The sequence below is a fragment of the Lacticaseibacillus suihuaensis genome (assembly GCF_054785075.1).
This window is the reverse complement of sequence record NZ_BAAGBJ010000007.1, coordinates 36,723-49,520: the sequence shown is the minus strand read 5'-3', so window position 1 is coordinate 49,520 and position 12,798 is coordinate 36,723. Positions and strand designations below refer to the sequence as shown.

Below are 12,798 nucleotides of genomic sequence, written 5' to 3'. Positions count from 1 at the left end.
ACCAACTGGCCGCTGAATGACTCCAGTATAGCACGGCGGCCGCGCAAAATGGGCGTTTCAGGCAATATTGATTGCAAACAATTTATAATCAAACTAATAAAGGCGGTGAGGCCGGTCGCTCCGGTTGCAAGGCGTCACAACCGCTGCGACGGGGCCGCTTCAGGCACGAACCGACAGCCCCTCGCCAATCCTTTTCGAGCCGTCGCGGACAGAATTCGCTTCGTGGCCTATTCAAATCGGGCCATCTTCGCCGCTTTTTGCGGCCTAACACCGATTCGCACCGTTGCCGCTCACCCACTCGGTAGCAGCCGCAGGGCCCCGGGACGGGTCGGGCCGTGAAAGAAACAGTGGCCCGGATGACCCGCGGTTCTTGCGGGGCATTCGCGCCACTGTTTCCGGCAAAATTCAAGACGAGCATGGGGCCGCAGGCACCGGCTCGGCTCGAATTTTAGGTTGGAGCCCAACGGGCGGAAACCGGCCGCACAGCCCGACCCGTCCCGGGGCCCGGAGGCCGCGGCCGCTTGCGTAAACGGGCTCCAGGCCGCAACGCCGGTGCGTCTAGCTACGCACCGGCACTCGGGCCAAGGTGCGGCCCAAGCGCCAGCGCTAGGCTAGCCGCCCGGCTAACCCCGCGGCCTTCCGCCCTCTATAGAATCGGTGAGATCAGCCGCGAGAAGGTCTGCTTGAAGCGCAGCCAGCGGGGCATCGCCGCGAAGTCGGCCGCGGTAACGCGGCGACTTTTGGCGACATCGGCCGTGAAGATGTCCTGCAGCTGGGCGGCCAAAGCGTGGTCGTAGATGAAGGCGTTGGCCTCGAAGTTCAGGCCGAAGCTGCGAAAATCCATGTTGGCCGAGCCGACCGAGGCGATCGCCCCGTCGACCACCATCACCTTGGCGTGAAGGAAGCCGGCCTCATAGAAGTAGATCTCGGCGCCGTCCTGGGCCAGGCCCCGGGCGTAGTACTGACTGGCGCGGTAGACGAAGGCGTGGTCGGGCATGTGCGGAATCATGATCCGCACCCGCACCCCGCTGTGAATCGCGGTGCGAAGGCTGGTCAGGACGCTTTCGTCGGGAATCAGGTACGGGGTCTGAATGTCCAGGCTGACCCGGGCGGCGTTAATCATTTTCATGTAACCCAGCTTGATCTGGGCCAAGTCGTTTTGGGGGCCGCTGGCGACGATCTGCATCATCGCGGTGCCCAGCCCGTTGTTGACCTTGGGAAAATGCGTCTGGTTGATGTCCAGCGGATGCGCCCCGCCGGTGGTCGCGTTCCAGTCGCGGATGAACTGCTGCTGCAGGGCCAGCGCCGCATCGCCTTCGACCTTCAGGTGGGTGTCGCGCCAGGCGCCGAACTTCTTCAGGCGGCCGACGTACTGATCGCCGATGTTGAACCCGCCGATGTAGCCGGTCCAGCCGTCGATCGCGACGATTTTGCGGTGGTTGCGGAAGTTCAGGCGAAAGTCCAGCCGGTGGTGAATGCCCAGGAACGGCTCGACAATGCCGCCAGCCGCGCGAAGCGGGGCGAAGAACTCGGCCTTGGTGCCAAGCGACCCCCAGGCATCGTACAGCACCCGCACCGCCACGCCTTCTTGGGCCTTGGCGGTCAGGGCGGCCAGGATGCTGGCGCCGAGCTTGTCGCCGTAGAACGTGTAGAACTCCACGAAGACGCTGTGTTCAGCCGCCGCGATCTCCTGGCGCAGGTCGGTGAACAAGGCGGTGCCAGCGGTGAAAATGGCGACCTGATTGTTGGTGGTCACGTAGCTTTGATCCGTGTTTTGGAACAGCGTGATCATGTTTTTGGCCGTCGCCTCCATCTGCGTGTCGCTCGGCGCGGCCTTGGGGATCAGCTCCTGCTGGCGCTTGAGCACCGCCCCGAGCTCACCGTGCGGCTGGGCCCGAACCTTGGCCAACTGCCGGTGCGACAGCTTGCGGCCGAAGAAGTAATAGAACAAGAACCCGGCGACGGGAATGAAGTTGAGCACCAACAGCCACGCCCAGGTCGCGGCGATGTCGCGCTTTTCGCGAAACACGGTGATAATAGCGGCAATCACGTTCAGCAGGTACAACACGCTGATAATCGCCTTGATCATGGTCCAGTCCATAATCTACCTCCAGAATCGTATGCATGGCTATAAGGTACCGCAACTCGGCGCAAAAAAACAGCCGCATTGGCTTGCGACTGTCGCATCTCACTGATTCCGTTCGGCCAGCAGTACCCCCAGTAGCGCCAAAAGCAGCCACAACAGGAGATCCGCCAGCGAATTGAAGTGCAAGTCCATCTGAAGGTGATCACCGGACAGCCCCTTGACCACCAGCGGCAGCAAAAGCGCGTTGAACAGGCTCAGGCCAAGCCCCCACCAGCTGCCATTCACCAACCGCTTGGCGGCCGTCGCCAGCGGCCGCTGGTGCAGCGCCGCCTGAAGCAGTGGCCACAGCGCGACCACCAAAACCAGCGTCGGCAGGGCCTCGACCAAGGTGACTGCGGTCAGCCCGACGCGCAGCCCGGCGGTCACCGGTCCCATCACGCCAAGGCCGAGTGCGACCTACCACCAGCCGGCGGCCCCGCTACCCACGCGGTGCCACCCGTCGAACTGCGCCACCACCGCATCGCGGTAGACGTGCCCGGGCCCCAGATCCACCCGGGTCACCGTCACCTGCCCCGCCGCCGTCGCCACCACCACGGCGATGGCGGCCAAAGCTGCCAACCCCAACAAAACCGCGACCACGCGAGCCAACCCATCCCTTTTTCGTGTCATTTCGACGCCTCCCCATCGCCAATTTCCGGCTGTTTTCAACAATTCTCGCTCACGAATCAACCCAATTATAGGGAGAGAAAGCGGTTTCTTCAACCCTGATATTCTTGAAATTACGTGAAAGCCCCTGCTTGTCCGTCACAGAAGCAAGCAAAAAGCGACCCGGTTGTGGGTCGCTCACGCAGAGCGGTTACTTGCCGCGCTTCTTGGCGTCCTTAAGCGTTCGCAAGGCGCGGCTGCGGGTCTTGCGGTTCGGGCTTTTCAGCTCGCGGTAGGCGGTTGCGGTGTCTTGTTTGCTCATGTTACCAGCTCGCTTTCTTCACGCCAGGAATCTGGCCCTTGTGTGCCAGCTCACGGAAGTTCAGCCGCGACAGGCCGAACTTGCGCAGGTAGGCGTGGGGCCGGCCGTCCAGGGCGTCGCGGTGGTGCATCCGCACCGGGCTGGAATCTCGCGGCAGCTTAGCCAGCCCCGCGTAGTCGCCGGCGGCTTTCAGGGCCGCGCGTTTGGCGGCGAACTTCACGACCAGCGCTTCTTGGCGCTTGGCCTTTTCGATCTTCGAACGTTTTGCCATTCAATTCCCTCCATTGTGGTCGCGCTGAATCTTGGCCAGCGCGTTGTATTGTTGCATCATCCAGCTGGTGTAGGTCGCGTTAGTCGGCATGGTTTCGGTCACCTTCAGCACCGGAATCTTGGCCGCGCGAACTTTTTTGACGATATTGGTGACCACTTTGCTCTCGGCCTGCGTGTTTTGGACGAAAAAGGCCAGCTTGCCGGCCGCGATGGCGGCCTCCAGCTCGCGAATGTCGGCCGGGCTGGGGTCGGTGCCCTCCTCGATGGCCTGGGCGAAGTGGTTGTTGACGATGCGGTAGCCCATGGCGTTGAGCGCGTTGTCGAAAACGGGCTCGGACACGGCCACCGCCTGCCCCGAAGCGCCCTTTTTCAGCGCCGCGATTTTGGCGGTCAGGGGCTTGAGGCTTTTGATGTAGGCCGCGGCGTTCTTCGCGTAGGCCGCCTTGTGCTTAGGGTCCTGCTTGGCGCAGGCGGCGGCCAGGGCACGGGCCAGCTTCGGCATCACGTCGGGCTTGTACCAGACGTGCTCGTTGTCGCCGTCCTTGATGCCGACCACCTTGGCCGCGGTGACCTGGGTGATGCCGGTGTCGTCGGCGGCCAGCAGGCGATTCATCCAGTCGTCGTAGCCGGCGCCGTTTTGGATCACGATCTGGGCCTTGGCCACGGTCTTGGCGACGTCGACGGTCGGCTCGTAGTCGTGCGGGTCGATGTCCGGCCGGTTGATCACCGCGGTGACCGTGCCGTGATCGCCGACCACCGCCCGGGCGACGTCGGCGTAAAAATCGACGCTGGCCACCACCTGCAGCCCCTTGGCCTGCGGGGCGGCGGCCTTGCCGCAGCCGCTCAGCCCGCTGGCGACGGCCAGCGTCAGCAGCGCCGCGACTAGCCAGTGTGTCTTGTGTCTCCCTTGCATGTGTTCCCCCCGAGTCGTGATAACCGTAACCATTACGATTAACAAGTTCCATCATACCAGCCTGCATCCGCTTGTCAATAGTAAGTCGAAGCTGGTCCAAACCGCGCGGCCGTTACGATTAACGCCGCGTTAATCGTAACGGTTCCTCATTAGCGACCTTTGCAGGGTAGCACGGGAAACCCCGAAAAGTCAACCGCCGGCACGAACAAGCCCGGTGCGACGACGCCGCACCGGGCTTGCAAAGACGCATTCAGTTGCGACGGGTTGACGGCCTACGCCGCGGCCCCGCCAATCGTCACGCCAGGATGCCCAGCAGCCCGGCGACGACGGCAAAGGCGATCAGGCCGACCATCAGGCGGGTCGGCCGCACCCCTTTTTTGAGCAGCAGGTACAAGATCACGAAGGCCACCAGCGGCAGAAGGCTTGGCACCACCGAGTCGAGAATCTTCTGCGGTTCGAGCTTCAGCTGGCCGAAGGTGGCCTTCAGCGGCGTGGTGACGGTGATGGTGGTGGGAATCAAGGCGCCGAGCACCATCATCCCCAAGGCGCCGATGGCCTCGGTCACCCGGGCGATGCGACCGCCGGCCAGCAGGTTGGTCACCGCCGTTTTACCCAGCCGGTAGCCGGCGTAGAAGGTGGTGTGACCGACGATCAAGGCGTAGGCGCAAAACAGCAGGACGAACAGGATCGGCCCCAAGGCGCTGCCGCTTTTGGCCATGTCGATGCCGATGCCTAAGAGAATCACCTTGACCAACGACTGGGTGATGGTGTCGCCGATACCGGCCAGGGGGCCCATTAAGGCGGCCTTGAGGTTGTTGATCATGTCGCCGGACACCGGTTGCCCGTTGGCCTTTTGCTCCTCCAGCGACGCGACGATGCCGGGAATCATCGCCCCCCAGGTGTTTTCGGTGTTGAAATACGTCAGCTCGCGGGTCAGCCCGGCGGCCAAGGCGTCATCGTCATCGGGGTACAGATCGGCGAGCGTGTAAGACATGGCATGCGCGAAGCCCAGCCCCATCATCCGCTCGTAGTTGTAACAGATCTGCCCCCAGGACTGCCAGGCGAACCAGGTCTGACGCAGCGCCTTTTTGCTGATTGTCTTAGTCATGTTGCTTGCCTCCCATCGGCATGTAGTAGTAGTGAAGCAACGCGCAACCGGTGCCGATGATGGCCACGGCGGTGATGTTGAGCTTGAGGTAGGCCGCCAAGACGAAGCCAACCAGCAAGAACGGCAGCGTGGTTCGCTTGGCCAACGCCTGCATCAGCATCGCCAGGCCCAGCGCCGGCATCAGCTTGCCGATCAAAGTCAGCACCGCGGTGATCTGCGCCGGCAGCGCCGCCATGAACGCGGTGAAGTAGTGGCCGCCGAAGTACACGCACAGGAAGGCCGGAATGAAGTAAGTGATGAACGGCACGATTTGCGAGGCCAAAAGGTTCATGCGCCGCAGACCGCGGATGTCGCCGGCGGCGGCGTAACTGTCGGCCTTATGCACCCAGATCGGGTTCAGCGCCATTTTGGCGTTCAGGCACAGCACCCCGAGCAGCCCCAGCGGCGTGGCGATCGCCAGTCCCGTCGCCGGGTCGCTGTGCGACAGCATCGTCATCGCGACGCCGAGGTAGCCGGCGATCGCCATCTCGTTGGGCAAAGACCCGCCGATCGCCAAGAGCCCGATGTAGGCGGCCTGAATCGTGGCGCCGACCTGCAACCCGTACGTCAGCTCGCCGAGCAGCAGCCCGTCGATCAGCCCGGCCACCAGCGGCGCCCCGAAGTAAAACGCCCAGCGCGACCACATCGGAATCGCGGAGCTGGTCAGCCAGCAAAGGGCGGCGATGATCAAGGCAAAGACTAAAGTCGTCATTTCACATCCTCCAATTCCTGCCTGGCGTCGCTCGGCAGCATCTGCAGGTAGACGTCGGTACCGGCGGCCTTCAGCGCTTGTAGTGCGGCCACCTCGGCGGCGCTGGCGAAGACCCGGTGCGTCAGCGGCTGGCGGTCCGGCCGGCTGCCCATGTTGCCGACGTTCAGGGCCGACAGCACCACCCCGGCCTGGGCCAGCGCCAAGGCGGCCTGCGGCGTTTTGAACAAAACGAACACGGGCTCGGCGCCGGCGTCGTTCAACGTCGCCGCGGCGGCGGCCACGCCTTGAATGGCGATGGTCAGCCCGGCCGGCGCCGACATCGCCAGAATCGAGCTGGTGAAGTCGTCGGCGGCCAAGGCGTCGTCGACGATCAGGATGGTGTCGGCGGGGTACTGCTTGATCCAGGTGGTCATAATCTGGCCGTGAACCAGGCGTTCATCGATTCGTGCAAAGGTGATTGACATGTTGTGCCTCCAAAAAATGTGGTGGGTGTCGGGCAGCGGCGAAGCGCCGCGCTGCGCTCTGGATACAAAAAATTCCGCCCTAAACCAGTCTTTTTGACTGATTAAGGACGGAATTGCTCCGCGGTACCACCTTAATTGGCACGTGCAAACACGTATGCACGCTCCCCCTTAGCGAAGGGCCAACACCCTCCCGGCAACTGACGTATGCCCGACGTTCAGCCTGACTCGCCGCACGCGGCTTTTGGGCTGACCCTCAGTGGTCCATTTAACTGCCTGCGTTCGACGACACTCTCAGCTCCGGTCGCTCTCTTTACGGGCACAACAGTCTTGATCTCCACTTCAACGGTTTAGGACGAAATGTTTTGATTACCGCTAAACTACGCCTCTCTCATGCGGCTGTCAATGATTTCTCATGATTTTTTCGGAAAAATCGGCGTCGCCGCGGCGACCAGCGCCAAGAGCCGCGCAGCGCTTTCGGCGCAATCAAATCCGGTCACATCCAGCTTCAGCGAGGCGACCGCGTCGTACAGCGGCAACCGTGCCAGCGTCTCGGCCAGCGCCGCCTGCTCGCGAACCCCGGCGGCGACATCTTGCTCGAAGCGCCGCGTCAGCTCGGCCGGGGTGGCGACCAGCGAGACCGAATACGCAGTGAAATCGCCGCGCAGGCCGTCCAGCAGCGAATCGATGATCGCCTGCTGGTGCATCACCCAGACGAAGACGATAGTGTCGAAACGCGAGTTGGCGATGAACGCGTTGAGCAGAAACTGGATGTTAGTCATCACCATTTTTTTATTTTCGGTACTGAAGTCCCACGGGTGCATCGCCCAGCACCAGTCGCCGTCGAGGAAAACGGCGCGGTCCGAGCTGTGGTCGACCAGGTACCGGCCCAGCGTGGTCTTACCGATCCCCATCGGCCCCCCGATCAGAATTAGCCGCTTGCTCATGCCTGCACCGCCTGTGGCCAGGTCGCGCGGATCAGGGTCTCGATCTGGTCTCGCACCGTGGCAAAAACCGCGGCGCGTTCGGTTGCGCTGCCGGCCGCCTGGGCGGGATCTTGCAGCGGCCAGTGCAGCGCGTGGGTGCCGGGTGCAAGCGCCGGGCAGCGGTCCCTGGCGTCACCGCACAGCGTGATCACGACGTCGCTGGTCGCCAGGTAGGCCGGGTCGATCAGCTTGGACTGGGCCTGGGAGATGTCCAGGCCCCGCGCCGCCATTGCGGCGACGGCCTGCGGATTGAGGCCGTGGACCTCGACGCCGGCGCTTTGAATGCGCCAGGTGTTGGGCAGCAGCGCCTTGGCGAGGCCTTCTGCCATCTGGCTGCGGCAGGAATTGCCGGTGCAGAGAAAATACAGTTGCATGAGCGGCTCCTTTCGGCGGGTTACGCCAGAGTAACGCCTTGAATCGCGTTCGCGTAGGTCCAATCCTTGATGGCCTGCGCGTCGCCCGAGAGGTCAAACGCGCTGATCAGGTCGTGCCACTCGCCCCACCGGTCCAGCGGCACGTTGATCAGCCCGGCGGCACCCATGTCGACGCCCCCTTGGCTGGAACGCAGCTCGCCCGGCACCGGGGCATCGTTCCTGGCGACAATCGCGTTCAGCTTTTTTTCCAAATCCAGCGTGAGGGGCGCATCCACCGTCGTGATGGCCTCGAAGCCGCGCTTCAGCTGCACAATCACGTTGATGTCGGCCAGCGTCACGCCGGCGACCCCGAGCCCATCCGGAACCGTCTGCGTCTGCGGCAGCGTTGTGTTGACCCCTTCGAACCGCGCCGTGGTATGCACCAGCCGCGTGAAGTTGCTGCGCGTGAAGCGCCGATTCTGGTCGCGCGTCAGGTGGTACTTGTCCGGGTACTGCATGTCATCCCCTCCTTGCCGCTACTATATCACAGCCCGGCCCAGCCGTCGCCGCAATCGCGCCGAATCGCCGTCCGAACGCGGTTCGGCCGTGGCAAAACGTCGAACCCCAGCACAGACAAGTCCGACTCCCGTCCCCGAATCATCGTCGGACCACTGCCGGCAAGGCGTCACACCTTGGCCTCACCGGCGTTCTTTGGAAACTCGGTCTGCATCGTGCGGCGCATCAGCCGGGCCACCAGCCAGCGCGGCGCCAGGCGACCCGCGGCGGCCAGCAGGCGGCTGGCCCCGGGGTTGATCACGGCGCGATTTTGCCCGATGCCCTTGAGCACCGCCGCGACGAACGCGTCGATGTCCATGTTGAGCGGGTTGCGCTCGCCGTTGGCATGCATCGTCGGCTCCAGGTTCGTGGCCGCGACCAAGGGCGGCGCGACCCGAATGACGTGCAAGTGGCGGTAGCCCCAATACGCGGCCTGGTTGCGCAGCGCGGTCGTCAAGGCGTTTACCCCGGCCTTGCTGGCGGCATACAGCGGATGGGCGGTGCTGGGCAGGTAGCCCAGACCCGAGCTGACGTTGACCAGCGCCGCCTCGGGGGCTGCGACCAGCTGCGGGAGGAAGGCCCAGTCGACGTTGGCGGTGCCAATCAGATTGGTCTCAATCTCGGCGGTCAGCGGCGTTTGCGGGGCGAAAAAGTTCACGCCGCGCATGATACCGGCCGAGTTGATTACCATATTCAGGGCTGGGTGCTGGCTTCGCACCGTGGCCGCCAGCGCCTGAACGCTTTGCCGGTCGGCCACATCGACCGGGTAGCCGACCAGCCCCGGGTTGGCGGCCACCGCCTGGTCAATGACGGCCTGGCGACGCGAGGTCACAATGACCACATTGCCGCGGCGCAGCAGGGCCTGGGCGAGACGCAGACCGAGTCCCGAGGTGCCGCCGGTGATGAGAATGGTGTTGTGGGTGAGTTTCATGATTGTGGATCCTTTATCTGGAATTGCAGGTCCAAGCGCCTGCTCCCCAGTAGGGTACAGCAACTTGATTAAAGTTACAATATTTTATTTTTGTAACTCGTGGTAAAATGTCCCCATGACAAAACTTACCGATGATGCAATTCTCCAAACCGCGGCCGAGCTGGTGCGACAAACCGGCGGCCTGAAGGTGACGCTGCAAGACGTCGGCGCCGCCTTGGGCGTCAGCCACGCGGCGTTGTACAAGCACTTCGCGAGCAAGCAGGCCCTGTGGACCGCGCTGGCCCTTCGCTGGCTGAACCGCGAGCTTGCGGCCCTGTTCCCGTACCGGGCCACGGTCGCAGCCGACGACGCGACCATCGCACACGATTGGCTCTGGACGCTGGCCGACGCCAAGCGCCAGGCCCGGCTGCGCGACCCCGCCATGTTTGCGGTCTACACCGCCTACATCGCCGCCGACACCGCGGCCTACACCCAACACGCGCAAGCGCTAGGCCGAAGCTTCATGGCCGCGACGGGCAAGGACGCCGCCTTCACCACCGGCGTATTGTACAGCTTCATGTTTTTCTCGGCGCCTGAATACGCCGCGCGGTGGGACGCCGACTTTCAACAAAACTTCGAGCTGACCTGGGCCGTGGTCCGGCCGGCTTTCACCTAACCGCGCCGACACCAAAAGGGCTCACCGGCCGGCCGCTGTGCGGTTGCCGATGAGCCCAATCAGTCGGGTGTCGCCATTTGATTCCTTCGGGGAATGCATGCCATCCCCGACCGGCCGCGGTTTCAGCCGTTAAAGCGGACAATCAGTCACTGGCCACGCCGTTTGGCTCGCACTCAGAATCGGCCACCTGCTCATCGCGTCACCGCCAGGACCAGGCCAACCGCCGTGTGCAGCTGCCCCGCCGGATCGCGCCACGGCGCGACCGGCAGATTGCTTTTGACAAAGCCCACCTTGGCGTAGACGTGCAGGGCCACCGCGTTATGCGCATCGACTTCAATGGCGACGCGCGTGGCGCCCAGCTTGTGTGCCACAGCCGGCAGGTGCTCGCGCAGCACGCGGGTGCCCAGGCCCAACTGCTGACAGTCGAACTCGCCGATTGTGATGTCAAACGTCATCACGCCCGGTGCCTCAAGTGCGTACAGGAACTCACCAATCGGGCGTCCACCGGACACAATGGTCTCCCATCCGGCACCGGGCTTGGCCAGATGCCGCGCCACGGTGCTGGTAATCTGATCCACGGTCTTGGTCAAGCCCGTCGGAAAGCCGACCGGCGCCATCACGCGCGGATTCCGGTACCAGGCGGCCATCAGCGGGTAGTCGGTCGGTTCGACCGGCCGGTAAGTTAAGTCATTCATGGTCACCATCTCCTCAGATCATCGCCAGCTCGCGCAGCGCCGCCTGAACCGCCGGGGTCTCGACCCGGCCGCGGGCTGCCAGACGTCCCGCCCGCATCACCAAAATCTCGTCGACGGCCGCAAAGGCGTCGCGGTTGTAGGTGTGGGTGATCATCAAGAAGCCCTGCGGCATCGCGCAGATGTCTTTCTGCAGGCGGTCGGCGATGTGCGGGTCAAGCCCGGTGGTCAGCTCGTCGAAGACGTAGAATGGGTAGCCGCGCAAAAACAGCCGGGCCAGCGCCAAGCGCTGCTTTTCCCCGCCGGACAGCTCGGCGCCGGCCTCGGACACCAAGGTGTCCAGGCCGTGGTCGGCCAGCCACGGGCCAAGCCCCGCCCGGGTCAAGGCGGCGACAATCGCGGCGTCGGCGTAGCCTTCGGTGAACAGCGTCATGTTCTCCCGCACGGTCGCGGCGAACACGTAACCCTTTTGCGCCAAAAGCCCGATGCGCGAGTACACCACCGTTCGCGGCAGGCTCGCCGGGGCCGCACCCATCAGCGTCAACTCGCCAGCCGTTGGTGCCAGTTCACCCAGCAGCAGCCGCACCAAAGTCGATTTGCCGCTACCGCTGGCACCGACCAGCAGGTACTTCTTGCCTTGATCCAGCACCAGGTCGACGCCTTGCAACACGCGGCGGTCGCCGATGGTCAGGCCAAGGCCGCTGGCCCGAGCCGTGACGCGCGACGCGGTGGCCGCGGTCGTTGGCGCCGCCACCGGTGCGGCGGCGGCCGGTAAGCCGTCGCTGACCGGAACAGTCGTCGTCCCAGCAACCCTGTCGCCGCTCGTCTCACCGTCTGCGGCCGAGGCCACCGACCCCGCGGTCACGTTCATCGGGTCGCCGACCGTCCCGCCAATCAGCGCCGGCGCGTCGTCCGCCTGCGTCGGCCGGTCCAGGAACTCGCCGATCACCGCGGCCGCCTTGCCGCCGCCGATGATGGTCGGAATCGTCTGGGTCAGCTCGGTCAGGGGCCACGCCATGAAGCCGGTCAGGTTGGCGAAGGCGACCAGCTGGCCCATGCCCATCTCGCCGCGCTGCACCAGGACGGCGCCGACGACCCAGATCATCAGGGTGGTCACGTCGTTCAGGAAAATCGCGAGGCCGGACGTGATCTGGTTGATGCGCTCGTTGTCCTTTTGCGCGGCGAGCATCTTGCGGTTCGCCAGCCGGTGCTGGCCGATCAACGCGGCCGGCGCCAGCGCGAACTTCAGGGTGGTGAAGCCGCCCAAAAGATCCGTGATGCGCGTGGTGTAGCGCTCGATCTCCGCCACCTGCTTGGCCGAGGCGTTGGTGATCGCCTTTTTCGTCAGGTAGGGCAACGCCAGAGACGGCAGCGCCAGGCCCAGCGCGACCAGCGTCACCAGCGGGTTGATCACCAGGGTGCCGGCGACGGCGAACAGGAACTGGAACAGCAGGCGCGACATGCCGAGCAGGCTGCCGTAGTAGTCGGTCTCGACCTTGTCTAGCTGCTTGGTCAGCTTGGCGATGATGCCGCCGACGCCGAGCTCGCCGAACGCCGCCGGGGACAGCCGCGCGGTCTGGGCGACCACCGCCTCGCGCAAGCTGGCGGTGGTGCGGAACTTCAGCAGGTTGGTCTGGTAGTGGTCGGCGGTGAAGACGATGTCCATCACCAAGACGTAGCCCATGATGAAAATGGTCAGCGGCACGAACCGCCACTGGGTCTTGCCCATCGCGGTGTCGACGATGAGCTGAAACAAAAACGACCAGCAGACCAGAAAGGCGTTGTTGACGGCCTGCAAAACGATGACGCGAGTGAATTCGCCCTTTCGCGTCAGAACATGTTTGAACATTTTTCCTCCAGGGTGCGCCCGGAGATCAGATGCCGCGACCGCACGAAACTGCGGCCATCAAAAAGGAGCCCGCACCGCGGACTCCACCGTCGGGGGCAAGGATGAACTGATCTCATCGGCGCGCACGAAACCATGACGCCTGCGCGACGCAATTGCGCCGCAGACGTACCGAACGTGTGCCATTAGGTCTCGCGTACCTAATTCGACTGCTTTTGCAGTCG

Annotated in this window: 16 protein-coding genes; 1 reads left to right on the top strand and 15 read right to left on the bottom strand. The window is 63.9% G+C overall.

The genetic code is table 11. The features are described from left to right. Positions 1-646 precede the first annotated feature (646 nt). The 13 genes from cls to ACYVRZ_RS07600 all read right to left on the bottom strand — a co-directional run bounded on the left by cls (position 647) and on the right by ACYVRZ_RS07600 (position 9,381). A complete protein-coding gene (gene cls, locus ACYVRZ_RS07660; protein WP_461226040.1) occupies positions 647-2,101 on the bottom strand; it encodes a cardiolipin synthase in 1,455 nt (484 codons plus the stop codon). A gap of 87 nt (positions 2,102-2,188) precedes the next feature. After that, positions 2,189-2,521 (bottom strand): hypothetical protein, encoded by a 333-nt coding sequence (locus ACYVRZ_RS07655; protein WP_461226039.1) that lies wholly within the window; start codon positions 2,519-2,521, stop codon positions 2,189-2,191. Between the two features lie 21 nt (positions 2,522-2,542). Then, positions 2,543-2,755: a hypothetical protein gene (locus ACYVRZ_RS07650; RefSeq protein ID WP_461226038.1), complete on the bottom strand. Its 213-nt coding sequence runs from the start codon at positions 2,753-2,755 to the stop codon at positions 2,543-2,545. A gap of 187 nt (positions 2,756-2,942) precedes the next feature. Further along, positions 2,943-3,053 (bottom strand): putative metal homeostasis protein, encoded by a 111-nt coding sequence (locus ACYVRZ_RS07645; RefSeq protein WP_461226037.1) that lies wholly within the window; start codon positions 3,051-3,053, stop codon positions 2,943-2,945. Between the two features lies 1 nt (position 3,054). Then, positions 3,055-3,324, bottom strand: coding sequence for a 30S ribosomal protein S14 (rpsN, locus tag ACYVRZ_RS07640; RefSeq protein WP_461226036.1), 270 nt, complete (start codon positions 3,322-3,324; stop codon positions 3,055-3,057). Next, a complete protein-coding gene (locus ACYVRZ_RS07635; protein WP_461226035.1) occupies positions 3,325-4,236 on the bottom strand; it encodes a metal ABC transporter solute-binding protein, Zn/Mn family in 912 nt (303 codons plus the stop codon). A 295-nt stretch (positions 4,237-4,531) separates the two neighbouring features. After that, complete coding sequence (locus tag ACYVRZ_RS07630) at positions 4,532-5,344, bottom strand: PTS system mannose/fructose/sorbose family transporter subunit IID (RefSeq protein WP_461226034.1); 813 nt, start codon at positions 5,342-5,344, stop codon at positions 4,532-4,534. Continuing rightward, positions 5,337-6,095 carry a PTS mannose/fructose/sorbose/N-acetylgalactosamine transporter subunit IIC gene (locus ACYVRZ_RS07625; RefSeq protein ID WP_461226033.1) on the bottom strand — a complete coding sequence of 253 codons (759 nt, stop codon included), beginning with the start codon at positions 6,093-6,095 and terminating at the stop codon, positions 5,337-5,339. Before ACYVRZ_RS07625 ends, ACYVRZ_RS07630 begins: the two co-directional genes overlap by 8 nt. Continuing rightward, positions 6,092-6,559, bottom strand: a complete 468-nt coding sequence (locus tag ACYVRZ_RS07620; protein WP_461226032.1) for a PTS system mannose/fructose/N-acetylgalactosamine-transporter subunit IIB — start codon at positions 6,557-6,559, stop codon at positions 6,092-6,094. The genes ACYVRZ_RS07625 and ACYVRZ_RS07620 overlap by 4 nt, the downstream gene beginning before the upstream one ends. Before the next feature lie 410 nt (positions 6,560-6,969). Continuing rightward, positions 6,970-7,503: an AAA family ATPase gene (locus ACYVRZ_RS07615; RefSeq protein ID WP_461226031.1), complete on the bottom strand. Its 534-nt coding sequence runs from the start codon at positions 7,501-7,503 to the stop codon at positions 6,970-6,972. Beyond that, positions 7,500-7,916, bottom strand: coding sequence for an arsenate reductase (thioredoxin) (gene arsC, locus ACYVRZ_RS07610; protein WP_461226030.1), 417 nt, complete (start codon positions 7,914-7,916; stop codon positions 7,500-7,502). The genes ACYVRZ_RS07615 and arsC overlap by 4 nt, the downstream gene beginning before the upstream one ends. Positions 7,917-7,936: 20 nt before the next feature. After that, the gene (locus ACYVRZ_RS07605; protein ID WP_461226029.1) at positions 7,937-8,413 is read right to left on the bottom strand and encodes a hypothetical protein; all 477 of its coding nucleotides are present in this window, start codon (positions 8,411-8,413) and stop codon (positions 7,937-7,939) included. Positions 8,414-8,580: 167 nt separating this feature from the next. Next, positions 8,581-9,381: an SDR family oxidoreductase gene (locus tag ACYVRZ_RS07600; RefSeq protein WP_461226028.1), complete on the bottom strand. Its 801-nt coding sequence runs from the start codon at positions 9,379-9,381 to the stop codon at positions 8,581-8,583. Between the two features lie 115 nt (positions 9,382-9,496). Between ACYVRZ_RS07600 and ACYVRZ_RS07595 the strand changes: the two genes are divergently transcribed. After that, positions 9,497-10,036, top strand: coding sequence for a TetR/AcrR family transcriptional regulator (locus ACYVRZ_RS07595; RefSeq protein ID WP_461226027.1), 540 nt, complete (start codon positions 9,497-9,499; stop codon positions 10,034-10,036). 191 nt (positions 10,037-10,227) lie between these two features. Here the strand turns inward: ACYVRZ_RS07595 and ACYVRZ_RS07590 are convergent, their stop codons facing one another. Together ACYVRZ_RS07590 and ACYVRZ_RS07585 are read right to left on the bottom strand one after the other, a co-directional pair. Then, complete coding sequence (locus tag ACYVRZ_RS07590; protein WP_461226026.1) at positions 10,228-10,731, bottom strand: GNAT family N-acetyltransferase; 504 nt, start codon at positions 10,729-10,731, stop codon at positions 10,228-10,230. 13 nt (positions 10,732-10,744) lie between these two features. Further along, the gene (locus ACYVRZ_RS07585; protein WP_461226025.1) at positions 10,745-12,577 is read right to left on the bottom strand and encodes an ATP-binding cassette domain-containing protein; all 1,833 of its coding nucleotides are present in this window, start codon (positions 12,575-12,577) and stop codon (positions 10,745-10,747) included. Positions 12,578-12,798 lie beyond the last annotated feature (221 nt).

Coding starts and splice junctions, on each gene's coding strand:
- ACYVRZ_RS07645 (WP_461226037.1), bottom strand. CDS start 3,053: ATGAGCAAACAAGACACCGCAACCGCCTACCGCGAGCTGAAAAGCCCG.
- cls (WP_461226040.1), bottom strand. CDS start 2,101: ATGGACTGGACCATGATCAAGGCGATTATCAGCGTGTTGTACCTGCTG.
- ACYVRZ_RS07620 (WP_461226032.1), bottom strand. CDS start 6,559: ATGTCAATCACCTTTGCACGAATCGATGAACGCCTGGTTCACGGCCAG.
- rpsN (WP_461226036.1), bottom strand. CDS start 3,324: ATGGCAAAACGTTCGAAGATCGAAAAGGCCAAGCGCCAAGAAGCGCTG.
- ACYVRZ_RS07595 (WP_461226027.1), top strand. CDS start 9,497: ATGACAAAACTTACCGATGATGCAATTCTCCAAACCGCGGCCGAGCTG.
- ACYVRZ_RS07590 (WP_461226026.1), bottom strand. CDS start 10,731: ATGAATGACTTAACTTACCGGCCGGTCGAACCGACCGACTACCCGCTG.
- ACYVRZ_RS07585 (WP_461226025.1), bottom strand. CDS start 12,577: ATGTTCAAACATGTTCTGACGCGAAAGGGCGAATTCACTCGCGTCATC.
- ACYVRZ_RS07655 (WP_461226039.1), bottom strand. CDS start 2,521: ATGGGACCGGTGACCGCCGGGCTGCGCGTCGGGCTGACCGCAGTCACC.
- ACYVRZ_RS07635 (WP_461226035.1), bottom strand. CDS start 4,236: ATGCAAGGGAGACACAAGACACACTGGCTAGTCGCGGCGCTGCTGACG.
- ACYVRZ_RS07650 (WP_461226038.1), bottom strand. CDS start 2,755: ATGACACGAAAAAGGGATGGGTTGGCTCGCGTGGTCGCGGTTTTGTTG.
- ACYVRZ_RS07605 (WP_461226029.1), bottom strand. CDS start 8,413: ATGCAGTACCCGGACAAGTACCACCTGACGCGCGACCAGAATCGGCGC.
- arsC (WP_461226030.1), bottom strand. CDS start 7,916: ATGCAACTGTATTTTCTCTGCACCGGCAATTCCTGCCGCAGCCAGATG.
- ACYVRZ_RS07615 (WP_461226031.1), bottom strand. CDS start 7,503: ATGAGCAAGCGGCTAATTCTGATCGGGGGGCCGATGGGGATCGGTAAG.
- ACYVRZ_RS07625 (WP_461226033.1), bottom strand. CDS start 6,095: ATGACGACTTTAGTCTTTGCCTTGATCATCGCCGCCCTTTGCTGGCTG.
- ACYVRZ_RS07630 (WP_461226034.1), bottom strand. CDS start 5,344: ATGACTAAGACAATCAGCAAAAAGGCGCTGCGTCAGACCTGGTTCGCC.
- ACYVRZ_RS07600 (WP_461226028.1), bottom strand. CDS start 9,381: ATGAAACTCACCCACAACACCATTCTCATCACCGGCGGCACCTCGGGA.